The following is a 15,366-nucleotide window of genomic DNA, read 5'->3' as shown; positions in this document are numbered from 1 at the left end:
GGAGGCGTGGTGTACGGGCCGAGCAGGCCCTACCACGGTGGTTCTACGAAGGTGGGGTTCAGCCCTCGACCGTGATGCCCATGGAACGGGCGGTGCCGGCGATGATCTTCGACGCGGCGTCCAGGTCGTTGGCGTTGAGGTCGGGCAGCTTGGTCTGGGCGATCTCGCGGACCTGCGCCTCGGTGATCTTGGCGACCTTGGTCTTGTGCGGCTCGCCGGAACCCTTCTCGACACCAGCGGCCTTGAGGATCATCTTCGCGGCCGGCGGGGTCTTGGTGACGAAGGTGAAGGAACGGTCCTCGTAGACCGTGATCTCCACCGGGATGACCCAACCGCGCTGCGACTCGGTCGCGGCGTTGTAGGCCTTGCAGAACTCCATGATGTTGACGCCGTGCTGACCGAGCGCGGGGCCGACCGGCGGGGCCGGGTTCGCCGCACCGGCGTTGATCTGGAGCTTGATGAGCCCCGTGACCTTCTTCTTCTTGGGAGGCATAGCTCTCCGGGTCCTTTCATTTCGGGTCCTGCCTGCGCGAGGGGACCAACCCGAACGCAGGCATACCGCACAACGATAGCGGGTATAGATGCGCGGCCAAAAACGAAGCAGGTCAGACGGCCCGATTGAGGCCGATCTGACCTGACTTACCCACCTGACCTGACCTACCCAGGGGCGCGGGGAACTGCGCGAACAACCCCCACGCACCTGCGGCCGAAGAACTACCGACTAGTTCTTCTGGATCTGGTCGAACGACAGCTCAACCGGCGTCTCACGCCCGAAGATCTCCACCAGACCCTTGACCTTCTTGGAGTCGGGGTTGATCTCGTTGATCGTCGCCTGCAGCGTGGCGAACGGACCGTCGGTCACCGTCACCGAGTCGCCCACCTCGAAGTCCAGCACCTGGACCTCGACCTTGCGCTGCGGTGCCGGCTTGCCCTCGGCCTCCGCCGCCTCGCGCGCCGCCTTCTCCTCGGCCTCCGGCGCGAGCATCTTGACGATCTCGTCCAGGGTCAGCGGGTAGGGGTCGTAGGCGTTGCCGACGAAGCCGGTGACACCCGGGGTGTTGCGGACGACGCCCCAGGACTCGTTCGTCAGGTCCATGCGGACGAGCACGTAACCGGGCAGCTTGTTCTGCTTGATGGTCTTGCGGTCGCCGTTCTTGATCTGGACGACCTCTTCCTGCGGCACCTCGGCCTGGAAGATGTAGTCCTCGACGTTCAGCGAGACGGCGCGCTGCTCCAGGTTGGTCTTCACGCGGTTCTCGTAGCCGGCGTAGGTGTGGATGACGTACCACTCACCCGGCAGCAGACGCAGTTCCTCGCGGAGCGCCTGGACGGGGTCGACCGGCTCGGCGGGCTCTTCCTCGGCAGCCTCTTCGGCGTCTTCCTCGGCAGCCTCGTCGGCCTCTTCCGCGTCGACGGCCTCGTCCTCGTCCTCGTCCTCGACGTGGACCGCGGTCTCCTCGGCCGGCTCCCCCAGTTCGGCCTCTGCAGCCTCGAACTCGTCCTGCTCGTCCGCGCCCTCGACGATGTCGAGCTCGTCGTCGACCGTCTCGGCCGCCTGCCCGCGGGGCTCGGTGGCGTCGTCGTTCAGGTTCGGGTCAGACACGATGGCTGCTTCTTCCTGGATACATAGGGGTGGAACATGCGAAAACGGGCGCCGGTACCACGGCGCCCTTCGCTCTGTGCTCAGCCGAAGACGTACTTGGCAGCGTGGTTGAGTCCATAGTCAATCACGGTCACCAGAGCGATCATGATGGCGACGAAGAAGATCACCACGGTGGTGTACGACGTCAGCTGGTTACGAGTCGGCCAGACGACCTTGCGGAGCTCCGCGATGATCTGGCGGTAGAAGGTGGCAAGGCGCTTCAGCGGGCCCTTCTTGGCACGCTTACCGCCCTTGCGGGCCTTCTTCTTGGACTCCGACAACTCGTCCTGGGCATCAGGCGTATCGATGGAGCCCACGGCGTCCGTCATTCATCCTCACCTGATCCCGGGTCGTGGCCGTGCCGCGCCCGGTTCCTGAGCCGCACGGCGGTGCAATACTTGTACGTACATGCGCACACATCCTGGCGGTGTGTGTAGCAGGGCCGGAGGGACTTGAACCCCCAACCGCCGGTTTTGGAGACCGGTGCTCTACCAATTGAGCTACGACCCTTTGCTGTGTCCCCCAACGTACCGCATCCGGCCGAGTGCTCGGAGTGCACCCGCTCGGTCGCGCCTGCTGAAGGCCAACGAGGAGAGAGTGTACGTGGTCCACGGCGCCGCGTCGAACAGAAAGTGGCAGTCCGGGGCGACCGTACGGAAGATCGTCCTGGCCGGGGCCGGGATCCGCACGCTTGTTCACGGTCCGGCCCGTGGTTGTTCAGTCTGTGAAACCGGCGTGCCAGGCAGGTTTCCGGTCTGAAACGATGGGCCCCATGAGCGCTGCAACCCCTCCCACCGAGCGCCGGGTCTCCGCCCGAGTCGGCGCGATCTCCGAGTCCGCCACCCTCGCCGTGGACGCCAAGGCCAAGGCCCTGAAGGCCGCCGGGCGCCCGGTGATCGGCTTCGGCGCCGGTGAGCCCGACTTCCCGACCCCGGACTACATCGTCGACGCCGCGATCGAGGCCTGCAAGAACCCGAAGTACCACCGGTACACGCCGGCCGGCGGTCTGCCCGAGCTGAAGGCCGCGATCGCCGCGAAGACCCTGCGCGACTCCGGCTACGAGGTGGACGCGAGCCAGGTCCTCGTCACCAACGGCGGCAAGCAGGCGATCTACGAGGCCTTCGCCGCGATCCTGGACCCGGGCGACGAGGTCATCGTCCCCGCCCCGTACTGGACGACGTACCCGGAGTCGATCCGTCTCGCCGGCGGTGTCCCGGTGGAGGTCGTCGCGGACGAGACGACCGGCTACCGCGTCTCCGTGGAGCAGCTGGAGGCGGCGCGCACGGAGCGGACGAAGGTCGTGCTCTTCGTCTCCCCGTCCAACCCCACCGGCGCGGTCTACAGCGAGGCCGAGACCGAGGCGATCGGCCGCTGGGCCGTCGAGCACGGCCTGTGGGTGCTGACCGACGAGATCTACGAGCACCTCGTCTACGGCGACGCGAAGTTCACCTCGCTGCCGGCGATCCTGCCCGAGCTGCGTGACAAGTGCGTCGTCGTCAACGGTGTCGCCAAGACGTACGCGATGACGGGCTGGCGAGTGGGCTGGGTCATCGGCCCCAAGGACGTCGTCAAGGCGGCCACGAACCTCCAGTCGCACGCCACCTCGAACGTCTCCAACGTGGCCCAGGTCGCCGCCCTGGCCGCCGTCTCCGGCGACCTGGCGGCCGTGGCGAAGATGCGTGAGGCCTTCGACCGGCGTCGCAGGACCATCGTGCGGATGCTCAACGAGATCGACGGCGTGGTCTGCCCGGAGCCCGAGGGCGCCTTCTACGTGTACCCGTCGGTCAAGGCGCTGCTCGGCAAGGAGATCCGCGGCAAGCGCCCGGCCTCCTCGGTGGAGCTGGCCGAGCTGATCCTGGAGGAGGCCGAGGTCGCGGTCGTACCCGGCGAGGCCTTCGGCACGCCCGGTTACCTGCGGCTGTCGTACGCGCTCGGCGACGAGGACCTCGCCGAGGGCGTGAGCCGGATGCAGAAGCTGCTGGCCGAGGCGCGGGACTGACCCTCTTTCCGCGCTCCACGCGCGCGTGCGGGCCGTTTCCCTACCGGGAGGCGGCCCGTTCGCGTGTGCGAGCAAGGCCACTAAAGGGGAATCGGCTACCGGTACGGCGGCCGCGTACGGCAGGATCCTGGAATGGAGCACGTACGTGATGTCTCTGAGCTGCCGAAGGCTCATCTGCATCTGCACTTCACCGGTTCGATGCGGCCGGCGACCGTCCTGGAACTGGCCGACAAATACGGCGTACGCCTGCCGGAGGCGCTGACCGACGCCCTGACCAGCGGCGAGCCACCAAGACTGCGGGCCACCGACGAACGCGGCTGGTTCCGCTTCCAGCGGCTGTACGACGCCGCGCGCTCCTGCCTCAGAGAGCCCGAGGACATCCGGCGACTGGTCCGCGAGGCCGCCGAGGAGGACATCAAGGACGGCTCGGGCTGGCTGGAGATCCAGGTGGACCCGACGTCGTACGCCCCCAGGCTGGGTGGGCTGATCGCGGCCCTTGAGATCATCCTGGACGCGGTGGAGACGACGTCCCGGGAGACGGGCCTCGGCATGCGCGTCCTGGTGGCCGCGAACCGTATGAAGCACCCGCTGGACGCGCGCACGCTCGCGCGGCTGGCCGTGCGGTACGCGGACCGGGGCGTGGTCGGCTTCGGGCTCTCGAACGACGAGCGCCGGGGCATGGCACGGGACTTCGACCGGGCGTTCCACATCGCCCGCGAGGGCGGGCTGCTGGCGGCCCCGCACGGCGGCGAGCTGACCGGGCCGGCGTCGGTGCGGGACTGCCTGGACGATCTGCACGCCTCGCGGATCGGGCACGGCGTGCGGGCGGCGGAGGACCCGAGGCTGCTCAGGCGGCTGTCGGAGCGGGGCATCACCTGCGAGGTGTGTCCGGCCTCCAACGTGGCCCTGGGCGTCTACGAGAAGCACGAGGACGTCCCGCTGCGCACCCTCTTCGAGGCGGGCGTCCCGATGGCGCTGGGCGCCGACGACCCGCTCCTGTTCGGCTCCCGCCTGGCCGCCCAGTACGACATCGCGCGCGTGCACCACGGTTTCACGGACGCCGAACTGGCGGAGCTGGCCCGGCAGTCGGTACAGGGGTCGGCGGCGCCCCAGGACGTGAAGGCGAAACTCCTGACAGGCGTCGACGACTGGCTCGCCGCACCGGTGCCCTGATCGCGGTCTTCGCCGGGGTCTTGGTCGGGTTCTTCGCCGGGGCCTCGATCGGGGTCTTCGTCAGGGCCTTCGCCGAGGCCTCGGTCGGGGTCTTCGTCAGGGCCTTGGCCGAGGCTTTCGTCAGGGCCTTCGGAAGTGGGTGTACGGCGGGTACGCCTTGAAGCAGACCAGCACCTCGACGGGGTGCCCGCCGCCGGGCGGCTGTCGCAGCCCCCACAGCCCCGACAGCAGCGCCGAGTGGCCCTCGGCCACCCGCTTCTGCCGGGGCCCCCAGCCGGCCGTGTAGGCCAGGGACATGGCGGTCTCGGCGAAGGCGTCCCGGCCGCCGAAGAGGAAGAAGGTGTTCGCGTGGGTGGTGTGCCGTAGTTCGTCCCGGCGGTCGTGGTGGCGCCACCGCGCGCGCCAGGCGGCGGCGTCCCGCGCGGTGCGCGCCTCGTCGGTACGGACGGTGAGCGGGACGCCGCCTTGCCGCAGCCGCCGCCGCAGTCCGGGCCACTGCGAGGCGCGCAGGCCGAGCGGGCCGTGGGCCAGGACGAGATCGACGAGCGGCCCCTGCCCCTCGTCGGGCGGCACCCCGTCCCGCAGCGGCACATGGACGATCGTGTGCGGTGAGTGGGCGGCGAACGAGAACAGCCCGGCGAGCCGGTTGAGCCCGTCGTGGTCGCCCATGAGGGTGCCGACGGGCGCGGGTTGGCGCAGGGAGGTGTGGCGCAGGGGCTGTCGGGGCTGGACGACCCGGTACTCGTGCGGGCCGGTGCGGGGCCGGAACTCGCGGAGTCTCAGCTGCATGGGGGGTGCCTCATGGCATCAGGATCGCGGGCGGCCCGGATCCTCGGCAACGGAGATTCCGTCGAGCAGGGTGCGGACGAGCCGGGCGGCGAACGTGTCCACCGGCGGGCGTTGGCCGGTCGGGGTCGCCTCGAAGGCGAAGACGCGCTGGACGCAGGCGCCGAGCAGCAGGGAGGCGGCGGCGAAGGTGTCGGCGCCCTGGCGGATCCGGCCGGCGGCCTGTTCGGCGCGCAGATAGTCGTCGAGGGCCTGGATCGGCACGTGCGGGCCGGCGCCGATCGTCCGCAGCTGCTCGTCGAGCCGGTGTTTGAGCTGTTTCTCGGCGTAGAGGGAGGCGGCGATCGGGAAGCTCTCCTCGTAGAAGAGCGCGGCCTGGTGCGCGATCCGGGTGAGGTTCTCCTCCAGGGAGCCCCGGCCGGGTTCGTGGGAGAGCTCGCCGAGCAGCGGGACCAGCCGGGGCAGCCGCTCGGACAGGACGTGCACGAACAGCTCTTCCTTGCTGGGGAAGTACTTGTAGAGCGCCGCCTCGGAGCAGCCGGCCGCCCTGGCGATCTCCTTGGTGGTGGTGCGGGCGAGCCCGGCGGTGCGCATCAGTTCGTGAGCGGCGTCGAGGATGCGGACGCGGGCCGGTTTCTGCTGCATGACGCCCAAGGATCACATGCCCTTTCCTGCGGGTGCGACGGATGTCCCGAAGAGCCTTGACGGGTAGGTGAGTGCTTACCCACTCTGGAGACGAGCAGAGGTGAGTGAATACTCACCCACCTCTTGGCGCACGCTTGCGCACGCGTACACATGAGCACACGGGAGCGGTCATGAACCTCACTGTCTTCGGCGCGACCGGCGGGATCGGCCGGGAGATCGTCCGCCAGGCGCTGGCGTCCGGTCAGCGGGTCACGGCGGTCGTCCGCGACCCCGCCAGGCTGACCGTGACCGGCCCCGGCCTGGAGGTGGTCCGCGCGGACCTCGGCGACGCCGAGGCGGTCCGCCCCGCGGTCGCAGGCCGGGACGCGGTCCTGTCGGGTCTGGGCCCGCGCGGCCGGGGGGACGCGGGGGTCGCCGCCCGTCTGACCCGCACGGTCCTGGCCGCGATGGAGGCCGAGGGGGTGCGGCGCCTGGTCGTGGTCAGCGCGGGCCCGGTGGGCCCGGAGCCGGCCGACGGCCTCCTGGACCGCACCGCGCGCGGCCTGGTCGGCAGGATCCTCAAGCCGGTCTACGACGACCTGCGCGAGATGGAGGCGGAGCTGTCCGGCAGCGGCACCGACTGGACGTCGGTGCGCCCGCCCCGCCTTCAGGACAAGCCCCTCACCGGCACCTACCGCACGGTGATCGGCGGCTTCCCGGCGAAGGGCCGTTTCATCGCACGGGCGGACGTGGCCCACGCGATGCTGTCGATGATCGAGGACGCGGCCACGGTGAAGCAGGGAGTGGGAGTGGCGTACTGAACCGGCTCGCGCGAGGCGGAGACCGCACCGAACACGGTCCCGCACCCCTCAGTACGGCCGCTACAGGCTCACGCCCACGGTCACCGGCTCGTTGACGAGCGTCACACCGAACGCCTTGTGGACCCCGGCGACGACTTCCCGCGCCAGCTCCAGCAGGTCCTCGGTCGTGGCCCCGCCCCGGTTGGTCAGCGCCAGCGTGTGCTTGGTGGAGATCCGGGCCGGCCCGCTGCCGTACCCCTTGCCGAACCCGGCCCTGTCGATCAGCCAGGCCGCCGAGGTCTTGGTACGCCCCTCCCCCGCCGGGTAGGCGGGCGGCTCGGCCCCGTCCCCGAGCCGCTCGCGCACGCGCGCGTGGAAGTCGGCGAGCTGCTCGTCCGTGAGGATCGGGTTGGTGAAGAAGGATCCGGCCGACCAGGTGTCGTGGTCCTCGGGGTCGAGCACCATCCCCTTCCCGGCGCGCAGTCCGAGCACGGCCTCGCGCGCGCGGGCCAGCGGCGCCCGGTCCCCCTGGGCCACTCCGAGCGCCCGCGCGGCCTCGGCGTACCGCACCGGCGCCGACAGCCCGCCGGCGTCCTCCAGCCCGAAGCGCACGCGCAGGACGACATAACGCTCGGGGTCGGCCTTGAACCGGCTGTGCCGGTACGAGAAGGCGCACTCCTCGTTGGCCAGCGTCACCGTCTCACCGGACCGCCGGTCGTAGGCGACGACCTCGGTGATGGTCGAGGAGACCTCCTGGCCGTAGGCCCCGACGTTCTGGATGGGCGTGGCGCCCGCGGACCCCGGGATTCCAGCGAGGCACTCGACGCCCGCGAGACCCGCCTCGACGGTGCGGGCGACCGCATCGGTCCACACCTCGCCGGCCGCCAGCTCCAGCGTCGTACCGCGCGCTTCGAAGCCGGTGGTGGCGATGCGCAGGGCGGTGCCGTCGAACCCCTTGTCGCCGATGACCAGGTTCGAACCGCCGCCGATGACCAGCAGCGGCGTCCCGGTGTCGTCGGCCTCGCGGACGGCGGCGATCACCTCGGCGTCGGTGGTCGCGGTGACCAGCCGGGTGGCGGGGCCGCCGAGCCGGAAGGTGGTGAGGGGGGCGAGGGGGGCGTCGTGGAGTTCCTGCACGCGCCCAAGACTACGAGACGTCACCGACACTCCCTCCGTGCGCCTTCCGTGCTCTCCCCGTCACGAGCCCCACGCGCGCGTGCCGTCAGCTGCCGACACTCTCCAGAGCCAGGGCCGGCTCCCCCTCGGTCACCGTCCGCGCGGCGCGGCGGCGGCCGGGGATGAACAGGGCGGCGATCCCGGCGAGGGCGACCACGGCGGAGCCGGTGACCAGGGCGGGCCGCAGCCCGTCCACGAAGCTCTGGGCGCTCTCGTAGCCGCCCTGGGCCGCGAAGATGGACGACATGACGGCGATGCCGAGTGCGCCGCCGACCTCACGCAGCGCGTTGTTGGCGCCGGAGGCGATGCCCTGTTCCTGCGGGCGTACGGCGGACATCACGAGGTTGGCGGCGGGGGCGAAGTACAGCGCCATGCCGATACCGCTGATGATCAGACCGGGCAGCTGGACGCCGTAGGAGGCGTGGGCGGTGACCACGGAGGCCATGTAGCCGAGCCCGGCGGCCTGCAGGAAGAGTCCGGCGGCGGCGACCGGGCGGCCGCCTATCCGGTCGGAGAGGATCCCGGCGATCGGTGCGACGAGCATCGGCATGCCGGTCCAGGGCAGCATCCTGAGGCCCGCCTCGGTGGGCGAGTAGCCGAGGACGCCCTGCATGTACTGGCTGAGCAGGAAGATCGAGCCGAACATCCCGAGGAACATCAGCAGGCTGGCCGCGTTGATCCCGGAGAAGGCGCGGGAGCGGAAGAGCCGCATCGGCAGCATGGGGTTCTTGGCGCGGCTGCCGTGGATGACGAACCCGACGAGCAGGGCGCCGCCCGCGAACAGCCCGGTGAGCACGAGGGAGCTGGTCCAGCCGTCGGCGGGGCCGCGCACCAGGCCGTAGACGATCCCGAAGAGCCCGCCGCTGGCGAGCAGGGTGCCGGGGAAGTCGAGCGGGGCGCCGGTGCCGTGGGACTCGGCGAGACGGAGCCGGGCGAGCGGCAGCAGGGCGAGGCCGAGCGGTACGTTCAGCCAGAAGATCCAATGCCAGGACACGTGTTCGGTGAGGCTGCCGCCGATGAGCGGCCCGGAGGCGACCGCGAGTCCGTTGACGGCGCCCCAGATGCCGTACGCCATCCCGCGCCTGGCCTCGGGCACGGCCGCCGTCAGCAGGGTGAGCGTCAGCGGCATCATCACGGCCGCGCCGACCCCCTGCACCGCGCGGGCGGCGATCAGGGAGTCGATGCCAGGTGCCATGGCCGCGGCGGCGGAGGCGCCGGTGAAGACGGCGAGCCCGGCGAGGAAGAGCCGACGGCGTCCGAAGCGGTCACCGAGGGCCGCGCCGAACATCAGCAGGACGGCGAAGGTGAGCGTGTAGGCGCTCACGGTCCATTCGAGGTCGTCCAGGGCACCGCCGAGGTCCTTGCGGATGGAGGGCAGTGCGGTGGTGACGACGAGGTTGTCGAGGGCCGCCATGAATCCGGCGACGCTGGTGATGACGAGCGCCCATACGGCGCCCCCCTGACGTGCGGTCTGCTGTGACATCGCTCCCCCAGAGCGTGGCCTGCGAAGGTGATTAGTTATTGGTCACTAAGTTTCTGGCATATGGGAAGGCCCGGACATGGAAGGGCGAACGGCCCCTCACCCCTCGCCGCAGTTCTCCAGCCGTCCACTGTCCCCGGCGTTCGGGTACATCCCCTGCCAGACCCGGTGTTCGGGCGGAAACCCCATGGCCGCATAGGTATTGATGAGCATCCCTTTGGCCAGGAAGGTCGTGGTGCGGTCGACGTCGGCCCCCAAGAGCAGATGGACGGTGTCCCACAGTCGCCCCCAGCCGGCCCGCACGAGCTCACCGAACTCGTGCTCGCCTTCCGCCTCGGCGGCCGCGACCGTGATGTACGTCTGCATCTGCATCTGGAGCCGCTCCGGCTGATCCTGGATGAGCTGCACATATGCGTCACCCATGGCATGCAGGGCATCTTCGCCCCGCAACCCCTCGGCCGCCTTCTCGAAGAGCTCACGCATCTCGTCGATGCAGCGCTGCGAGGCGGCGGCGAAGATCGCCTTCTTGCCAGGGAAGAGCCGGAAGAGATACGGCTGCGAAACCCCGACCCGCCTGGCGATCGCCTCGGTGGAGGTGCCGTAGTAGCCCCTCTGCGAGAACTCGGCGATCGCCGCACGGACGACACTCTCGCGCCGCTCCTCAGCACTCATCCTGACCATGCGATGAAGTTAGTACTCAATCACTAACCAAGTCAAGGGGCTGGGGAACGCCCTCTCCTCCTGGCCCGTTTCGCGGGTAGGGGGCCGCACATGCGTAAGGGGCGCCCCGCTATGGGAAGCGCCCCTTACCGAGCCGTGGAACTCACCGACCGGGTCGCGGAACTCACCGGACCGGATCATCGAGCTCATCGGACCGGACGATCGAACCCGCTGGACCGGACAATCAAACTCGCTTGCCCAGGCCGTCGAACTCGCCGGACCGAACCGTCGAATCCGCTGACCCAGGCCGTCGAATCCGCCGGACCGGGCTGCCCAAGCTGCCGGGCTCAGGCCAGCCGTACGACCGCCCGTGACATGCCCAGCACCTTCTGCCCCGCGCTCGTCGCCGTCAGGTCGACGCGCACGGTGTTGTCGTCGAGCTTGGCCGCGACCTTGCCGCTGACTTCGATGAGGGCACCCTGGTCGTCGTTCGGGACGACGACGGGCCGGGTGAAGCGGACGCCGTACTCGGTCACCGCGCCCGGGTCTCCGGTCCAGTCGGTGACCACACGGATCGCCTCGGCCATGGTGAACATGCCGTGCGCGATGACGTCCGGCAGTCCCACCTCCCTGGCGAACTTCTCGTTCCAGTGGATGGGGTTGAAGTCCCCGGAGGCGCCCGCGTACCGCACCAGCGTGGCACGGGTCACGGGGAAGGTCTGGGCGGGCAGTTCGGTGCCGACCTCGACGTCCTCGTACGCGATCTTCGACGTCATCGGTTCCTCACGCCTCGCCTTCTTCTGCGTCCGCCGCGCGGGCCACCAGCTTGGTCAGGGCGCTCACCACGAGTTCGCCCGTCTCGTCGTGGACGTCGCCGCGGATGTCGATGACGTCGTTGCCCGCGAGCGACTTGACGGCCTCGATCGTCGAGACGACGGTCAGCCGGTCGCCGGCACGCACCGGACGCCGGTAGGCGAACTTCTGGTCGCCGTGCACCACCCGGCTGTAGTCCAGGCCCAGCTGCGGGTCCTCGACGACCTGCCCGGCCGCGCGGAAAGTGATCGAGAAGACAAAGGTCGGCGGGGCGATCACATCGGAATGGCCGAGCGCCTTGGCGGCCTCCGGGTCCGTGTACACGGGGTTGGTGTCGCCGACCGCCTCGGCGAACTCACGGATCTTCTCCCGGCCCACCTCGTAGGGCTCGGTGGGTGGGTAGGTCCGTCCCACGAAGGACTGGTCGAGCGCCATTGGCCCGGCACCTCCTGATGTCTGCTGTGATGTCCCACAAACTAGCGGGAAAGCCAACTGCCGAAACGCCGTGAGGCCGCCCCCAAGTGGGGACGGCCTCACGAACGAGCCTGTTTCTATCGCGTTTCGCGGTGCGCAGTGTGCGCGTTGCAACGCGGGCAGTGCTTCTTCATCTCAAGACGGTCCGGGTTGTTACGCCGGTTCTTCTTGGTGATGTAGTTCCGCTCCTTGCACTCCACGCAGGCCAGCGTGATCTTCGGGCGGACGTCGGTGGCAGCCACGTGAGTGCTCCTAAGACGAACGGATGGACTGATTCAACGCAAAAAGAGTAGCCGATCGAAGGACCGACCCCGCAATCGGCTACTGTCAGTAGCGGTGACCGGACTTGAACCGGTGACACAGCGATTATGAGCCGCTTGCTCTACCGACTGAGCTACACCGCTTTGATGAGATCAGTCCCGCCTCGCGACGGGACCTCTCACACCAGAGCCCCAATACGGAATCGAACCGTAGACCTTCTCCTTACCATGGAGACGCTCTGCCGACTGAGCTATTGGGGCGAGCGATGAAGACATTACACGCTCGGCCGCCGTTCACCCAAATCCGTTTCCCGCCGCTCCACCGGGCCCCTTCCACCCGGCTCACGGCAGCCTCTCGGGCCCCTTCCGACGCTCCTCACGCGCGCGTGCCGAGCCGATCCCGGCCGGTCCGACGAGGTCCCCGACCGGTCCGACCAGGCCGGTACGACTATTGCGCTCCTCCCCGCCCCGCACGGTTCGCCACCCTAGGCTCGACTCACTCTGCGTGATCTTGAGTCCCCGCCCGGACCGACCTTCCTGGAGCGCGATGCCCGACAGCCAGCCGCAGCCGCCCTCGTCGTCGTCCAACTCCCCGGGCTCCTCGGGACAGTCCGAGCCGACCGGGCTCCTGCTGTGCGGGGCACGGCTCACCGACGGCCGGACCGTGGACGTACGGCTGAGCGGCGGGCGCATCGAGGCGGTCGGTACGGCCGGCAGCCTGGCACCGGGTCCGGCCCGCGCGGGCGGCGCGCGCGTGGACCTCAGCGGTTACCTCCTCCTGCCGGCCCCGGCCGAACCGCACGCTCACGGCGACACCGCACTCTCCGCCGATCGCGGCGGCCCCGTCTCGTACGACCCCGACGACGTCCAGCGCCGCGCCACCGAGGCCGCCCTGCTGCAACTCGGCCACGGCGCGACGGCGGTACGCGCGCACGTGCGCGTGGGCGACGTCCAGGGGCTGGCCGCCCTTGCCGCCGTTCTCCAGGCGCGCCGTTCGCTGCGCGGGCTCGCGGAGCTCACGGCGGTCGCGATGCCGCGCGTGCTGACCGGGGTGGCCGGCGCGGAGGGGCTGGCGATACTGCGGGACGCGGCGAAGATGGGCGCGTCGGTGCTGGGCGGCTGCCCGGACCTGGACCCCGATCCCACCGGCTATGCCGAAGCCGTCCTGGAGGTGGCCTCCGAGCACGGCTGTCCGGTCGACCTGCACACGGACGCCGTCGACCCGGCCCGGCTGGCGAGACTCGCCGCGATGGCGGGCGGCATGCGCCCCGGCGTGACACTCGGCCCGTGCGCCGGGCTCGCGCGCCTGCCCGCCGAGGCGGTCGCCCGGGTCGCGGACCAGCTCGCCGCGGCCGGCGTCACGGTGGTGTGCCTTCCCCAGGGCGGCTGCGGCTCCGTCGACCGCCGCGGCACGGCTCCGGTACGGCTGCTGCGCGCGGCCGGGGTGCGGGTCGCCGCCGGCAGCGGCGCCCTGCGCGACCTGTCGAACCCCGTCGGTCGCGGCGACCCCCTGGAGGCGGCCTATCTCCTGGCCTCCCGCCACGGCCTTCGTCCCGAGGACGCCTACGACACCGTGAGCACCTCCTCCCGCGCCGCCCTCGGCCTTCCCGAGGTCCGCGTCGAGGCCGGCTTCCCCGCCGAACTCCTCGCCGTACGCGGCGACCACCTGGCCGGCGCCCTCTCCCTCGCCTACAGCCGGATCGTGGTGCACCGGGGGCGCGTGGTGGCACGGACGAGCGCGGTCCGCGAGTACTGCAACTCGGCGGCGACAGCGGAGCTGGGGCTGCCTCGGCAGGGGCGGGGCGAGGTGTCCTGAGGGGGCGCACGGGGCGGAGGCGCCGGGGCGCGTGTCGCGGGGTGCGAGCGGGCGCGGGAACTTGCCGCGCGGAGACGAGGTCAACCCGGCGGGTCGCTCACGGGACCCGTGCGAGCGCGTGGGGCGCGTGAAGTCGTGCGGCGGATGCGGGGCTTCGGGCGTACGGTCGGAAACATGCGCATTGTCATCGCTGGTGGTCATGGTCAGATCGCGTTGCGGTTGGAGCGGCTGCTCTCCGCGCGTGGGGACGAGGTAGCGGGAATCATCCGGAAGGCCGAGCAGAGCGACGATCTGCGCGCGGCCGGTGCCGAACCGGTGCTGCTCGACCTGGAGTCGGCATCGGTCGAGGAGGTCGCGGCGCAACTGCAGGGAGCGGACGCGGCGGTGTTCGCGGCGGGCGCGGGCCCGGGCAGCGGCACGGCCCGCAAGGAGACGGTGGACAAGGGCGCGGCGGTGTTGTTCGTGGAAGCGGCGGTCCGCGCGAGCGTGCGCCGTCTCGTGGTCGTCTCGGCGATGGGCGCGGACCCGGCGCACCAGGGCGACGACGTCTTCGACGTGTATCTGCGGGCCAAGGGCGAGGCCGACGCGTACGTCACCCGGCAGAGCGCCCTGGACTGGACGATCCTGCGCCCCGGTCAACTGACGGACGAGCCGGGCAAGGGCCTGGTGCGTCTGGAGGCGCACACGGGCCGGGGGCCGGTCACGCGCGACGACGTGGCCGCCGTACTAGCGGAGTTGGTGGACACGTCGGCGACGGCCGGTCTGACCCTGGAACTGATCGGCGGTTCGACGCCGGTCACGGTGGCCGTGAAATCGGTGGCCGGGAACTGAACTCACCGCCCGGCCGTTGGGACTTGTGACGGTGGCGACGGCCAGCCGCGGTCTTCAGAACAGCGGCAGCTGCCCGGGAAAGTCCGGCACGGTGTATCCGTCCAACGACGGCTGAACCTCGTCGAGTTGGGCCTGTCGCCGCGAGCCGGAGCAGGAGACCAGGTCGCTGGACTCCCGTGCCCCGGGCGGATCGTGCCGTGCGAAGCGTCCCGCGACGACGGCGATCTCGCGGCGGCACACCGGGCAGGTTCTACGTCGGGAGGACATGAGCCCAGTCTGCCCCGGGGCGTGGCACACGTACCGGTGGCCACGGTCGTCCCGGGCAGCTGACCCGAGCGACCGCCGTGTCGTCCGCACTCACGCCGACAGTGTGGTCGTGAGGGCGCACCAGCTGCGGGGCCAGCCCCTCCGCGCCGGCCCCGCAGGGCGGCGACGGCGCCGGGGCACAGGGGTCGTCACGCGCGCCGTCCCGGCGCCCGCCTCCGCGTTCCCGCACCTTCAGAAGCGGCCACGCCGACGCCGATGTGGGGCATGCCTCACCTCCGCGCGACGCACTCATGGCACAACGAAGAGACCCCCTCCGGTCTGTGTTTCCACAGTCCAGAGGGGGTCTTCCCCAAAGTGGCGGCGCCAGGATTCGAACCTGGGAAGGCGAAGCCGGCAGATTTACAGTCTGCTCCCTTTGGCCGCTCGGGCACACCGCCGGGGTTTGCCACCAAGTCGAACCGTTTTTCGGCGGTGCTCCCTGGCAACGACGTAAACAATACCCGATCCCGAGGGGTGCTCCGCCACCCGATTGATCTGCGCTCGCGAGACGTGGGGTGGCTAGGCT

General features: G+C 70.4%; 17 protein-coding genes and 4 tRNA genes. 5 read left to right on the top strand and 16 right to left on the bottom strand.

Going from position 1 to position 15,366, the window contains the following annotated elements; all coding sequences use genetic code 11:
* Positions 1–58 precede the first annotated feature (58 nt).
* The 4 genes from rplK to ACWDGI_RS01185 all read right to left on the bottom strand — a co-directional run bounded on the left by rplK (position 59) and on the right by ACWDGI_RS01185 (position 2,152).
* Positions 59–493, bottom strand: coding sequence for a 50S ribosomal protein L11 (gene rplK, locus ACWDGI_RS01200; RefSeq protein ID WP_037858373.1), 435 nt, complete (start codon positions 491–493; stop codon positions 59–61).
* 228 nt (positions 494–721) lie between these two features.
* On the bottom strand, positions 722–1,603 hold the full coding sequence (gene nusG / locus ACWDGI_RS01195; RefSeq protein WP_450754149.1) for a transcription termination/antitermination protein NusG: 882 nt from the start codon (positions 1,601–1,603) through the stop codon (positions 722–724).
* Positions 1,604–1,683: 80 nt separating this feature from the next.
* Complete coding sequence (gene secE / locus ACWDGI_RS01190; protein WP_351693798.1) at positions 1,684–1,971, bottom strand: preprotein translocase subunit SecE; 288 nt, start codon at positions 1,969–1,971, stop codon at positions 1,684–1,686.
* Between the two features lie 108 nt (positions 1,972–2,079).
* Positions 2,080–2,152, bottom strand: a tRNA-Trp gene (locus ACWDGI_RS01185).
* Positions 2,153–2,414: 262 nt separating this feature from the next.
* Here ACWDGI_RS01185 and ACWDGI_RS01180 point away from each other — a divergent pair.
* Both ACWDGI_RS01180 and ACWDGI_RS01175 read left to right on the top strand, forming a co-directional pair.
* The gene (locus ACWDGI_RS01180; protein ID WP_450754147.1) at positions 2,415–3,641 is read left to right on the top strand and encodes a pyridoxal phosphate-dependent aminotransferase; all 1,227 of its coding nucleotides are present in this window, start codon (positions 2,415–2,417) and stop codon (positions 3,639–3,641) included.
* A 132-nt stretch (positions 3,642–3,773) separates the two neighbouring features.
* A complete protein-coding gene (locus ACWDGI_RS01175) occupies positions 3,774–4,814 on the top strand; it encodes an adenosine deaminase (protein ID WP_450754145.1) in 1,041 nt (346 codons plus the stop codon).
* Positions 4,815–4,934: 120 nt separating this feature from the next.
* Here ACWDGI_RS01175 and ACWDGI_RS01170 read toward each other — a convergent pair whose 3' ends face one another.
* Positions 4,935–5,603 carry a hypothetical protein gene (locus tag ACWDGI_RS01170; RefSeq protein WP_450754143.1) on the bottom strand — a complete coding sequence of 223 codons (669 nt, stop codon included), beginning with the start codon at positions 5,601–5,603 and terminating at the stop codon, positions 4,935–4,937.
* An 18-nt stretch (positions 5,604–5,621) separates the two neighbouring features.
* Entirely contained in the window at positions 5,622–6,245 is a 624-nt protein-coding gene (locus ACWDGI_RS01165; RefSeq protein ID WP_450754141.1) for a TetR/AcrR family transcriptional regulator, read from the bottom strand.
* A gap of 170 nt (positions 6,246–6,415) precedes the next feature.
* Between ACWDGI_RS01165 and ACWDGI_RS01160 the strand changes: the two genes are divergently transcribed.
* Positions 6,416–7,045, top strand: coding sequence for an NAD(P)-dependent oxidoreductase (locus tag ACWDGI_RS01160; protein WP_450754139.1), 630 nt, complete (start codon positions 6,416–6,418; stop codon positions 7,043–7,045).
* 60 nt (positions 7,046–7,105) lie between these two features.
* On the opposite strand, the gene ACWDGI_RS01155 is transcribed toward ACWDGI_RS01160, so the two are convergent.
* From ACWDGI_RS01155 to ACWDGI_RS01120, 8 genes are all read right to left on the bottom strand, one after another.
* Positions 7,106–8,161, bottom strand: a complete 1,056-nt coding sequence (locus ACWDGI_RS01155; RefSeq protein WP_450754137.1) for a UDP-N-acetylmuramate dehydrogenase — start codon at positions 8,159–8,161, stop codon at positions 7,106–7,108.
* Between the two features lie 85 nt (positions 8,162–8,246).
* Positions 8,247–9,683, bottom strand: coding sequence for a DHA2 family efflux MFS transporter permease subunit (locus ACWDGI_RS01150; protein ID WP_450754135.1), 1,437 nt, complete (start codon positions 9,681–9,683; stop codon positions 8,247–8,249).
* A gap of 96 nt (positions 9,684–9,779) precedes the next feature.
* Positions 9,780–10,361, bottom strand: coding sequence for a TetR/AcrR family transcriptional regulator (locus ACWDGI_RS01145; protein ID WP_450754133.1), 582 nt, complete (start codon positions 10,359–10,361; stop codon positions 9,780–9,782).
* A gap of 326 nt (positions 10,362–10,687) precedes the next feature.
* Positions 10,688–11,116, bottom strand: a complete 429-nt coding sequence (locus ACWDGI_RS01140; protein ID WP_450754131.1) for a MaoC family dehydratase — start codon at positions 11,114–11,116, stop codon at positions 10,688–10,690.
* Positions 11,117–11,123: 7 nt separating this feature from the next.
* The gene (locus ACWDGI_RS01135; RefSeq protein ID WP_450754129.1) at positions 11,124–11,588 is read right to left on the bottom strand and encodes an FAS1-like dehydratase domain-containing protein; all 465 of its coding nucleotides are present in this window, start codon (positions 11,586–11,588) and stop codon (positions 11,124–11,126) included.
* Between the two features lie 116 nt (positions 11,589–11,704).
* Positions 11,705–11,869: a 50S ribosomal protein L33 gene (gene rpmG, locus ACWDGI_RS01130; RefSeq protein WP_003948671.1), complete on the bottom strand. Its 165-nt coding sequence runs from the start codon at positions 11,867–11,869 to the stop codon at positions 11,705–11,707.
* An 89-nt stretch (positions 11,870–11,958) separates the two neighbouring features.
* Positions 11,959–12,031: transfer RNA gene (locus tag ACWDGI_RS01125), tRNA-Met, on the bottom strand.
* Positions 12,032–12,075: 44 nt separating this feature from the next.
* Positions 12,076–12,148 (bottom strand) — tRNA-Thr (locus tag ACWDGI_RS01120).
* A gap of 286 nt (positions 12,149–12,434) precedes the next feature.
* On the opposite strand from ACWDGI_RS01120, the gene ACWDGI_RS01115 reads away from it, so the two are divergent.
* Positions 12,435–13,703 (top strand): amidohydrolase family protein, encoded by a 1,269-nt coding sequence (locus ACWDGI_RS01115; protein ID WP_450754127.1) that lies wholly within the window; start codon positions 12,435–12,437, stop codon positions 13,701–13,703.
* A gap of 174 nt (positions 13,704–13,877) precedes the next feature.
* Positions 13,878–14,534, top strand: a complete 657-nt coding sequence (locus ACWDGI_RS01110) for an SDR family oxidoreductase (RefSeq protein WP_450754125.1) — start codon at positions 13,878–13,880, stop codon at positions 14,532–14,534.
* 54 nt (positions 14,535–14,588) lie between these two features.
* Here the strand turns inward: ACWDGI_RS01110 and ACWDGI_RS01105 are convergent, their stop codons facing one another.
* Positions 14,589–14,801 carry a hypothetical protein gene (locus ACWDGI_RS01105; protein ID WP_450754123.1) on the bottom strand — a complete coding sequence of 71 codons (213 nt, stop codon included), beginning with the start codon at positions 14,799–14,801 and terminating at the stop codon, positions 14,589–14,591.
* 355 nt (positions 14,802–15,156) lie between these two features.
* Positions 15,157–15,238 (bottom strand) — tRNA-Tyr (locus ACWDGI_RS01100).
* Between the last annotated feature and the right edge of the window lie 128 nt (positions 15,239–15,366).

The organism is Streptomyces sp. NPDC001220 (genome assembly GCF_053597895.1).
The sequence above is the reverse complement of the archived record's forward strand: the minus strand, read 5'-3'. Positions and strand labels throughout refer to the sequence as shown.

What these genes read in the sequence shown, in the direction of transcription:
- rplK (WP_037858373.1), bottom strand. Translation starts at nt 493, where the DNA reads ATGCCTCCCAAGAAGAAGAAGGTCACGGGGCTCATCAAGCTCCAGATC.
- secE (WP_351693798.1), bottom strand. Translation starts at nt 1,971, where the DNA reads ATGACGGACGCCGTGGGCTCCATCGATACGCCTGATGCCCAGGACGAG.
- ACWDGI_RS01180 (WP_450754147.1), top strand. Translation starts at nt 2,415, where the DNA reads ATGAGCGCTGCAACCCCTCCCACCGAGCGCCGGGTCTCCGCCCGAGTC.
- ACWDGI_RS01175 (WP_450754145.1), top strand. Translation starts at nt 3,774, where the DNA reads ATGGAGCACGTACGTGATGTCTCTGAGCTGCCGAAGGCTCATCTGCAT.
- ACWDGI_RS01170 (WP_450754143.1), bottom strand. Translation starts at nt 5,603, where the DNA reads ATGCAGCTGAGACTCCGCGAGTTCCGGCCCCGCACCGGCCCGCACGAG.
- ACWDGI_RS01165 (WP_450754141.1), bottom strand. Translation starts at nt 6,245, where the DNA reads ATGCAGCAGAAACCGGCCCGCGTCCGCATCCTCGACGCCGCTCACGAA.
- ACWDGI_RS01160 (WP_450754139.1), top strand. Translation starts at nt 6,416, where the DNA reads ATGAACCTCACTGTCTTCGGCGCGACCGGCGGGATCGGCCGGGAGATC.
- ACWDGI_RS01150 (WP_450754135.1), bottom strand. Translation starts at nt 9,683, where the DNA reads ATGTCACAGCAGACCGCACGTCAGGGGGGCGCCGTATGGGCGCTCGTC.
- ACWDGI_RS01145 (WP_450754133.1), bottom strand. Translation starts at nt 10,361, where the DNA reads ATGGTCAGGATGAGTGCTGAGGAGCGGCGCGAGAGTGTCGTCCGTGCG.
- ACWDGI_RS01140 (WP_450754131.1), bottom strand. Translation starts at nt 11,116, where the DNA reads ATGACGTCGAAGATCGCGTACGAGGACGTCGAGGTCGGCACCGAACTG.
- ACWDGI_RS01135 (WP_450754129.1), bottom strand. Translation starts at nt 11,588, where the DNA reads ATGGCGCTCGACCAGTCCTTCGTGGGACGGACCTACCCACCCACCGAG.
- ACWDGI_RS01115 (WP_450754127.1), top strand. Translation starts at nt 12,435, where the DNA reads ATGCCCGACAGCCAGCCGCAGCCGCCCTCGTCGTCGTCCAACTCCCCG.
- ACWDGI_RS01110 (WP_450754125.1), top strand. Translation starts at nt 13,878, where the DNA reads ATGCGCATTGTCATCGCTGGTGGTCATGGTCAGATCGCGTTGCGGTTG.
- ACWDGI_RS01105 (WP_450754123.1), bottom strand. Translation starts at nt 14,801, where the DNA reads ATGTCCTCCCGACGTAGAACCTGCCCGGTGTGCCGCCGCGAGATCGCC.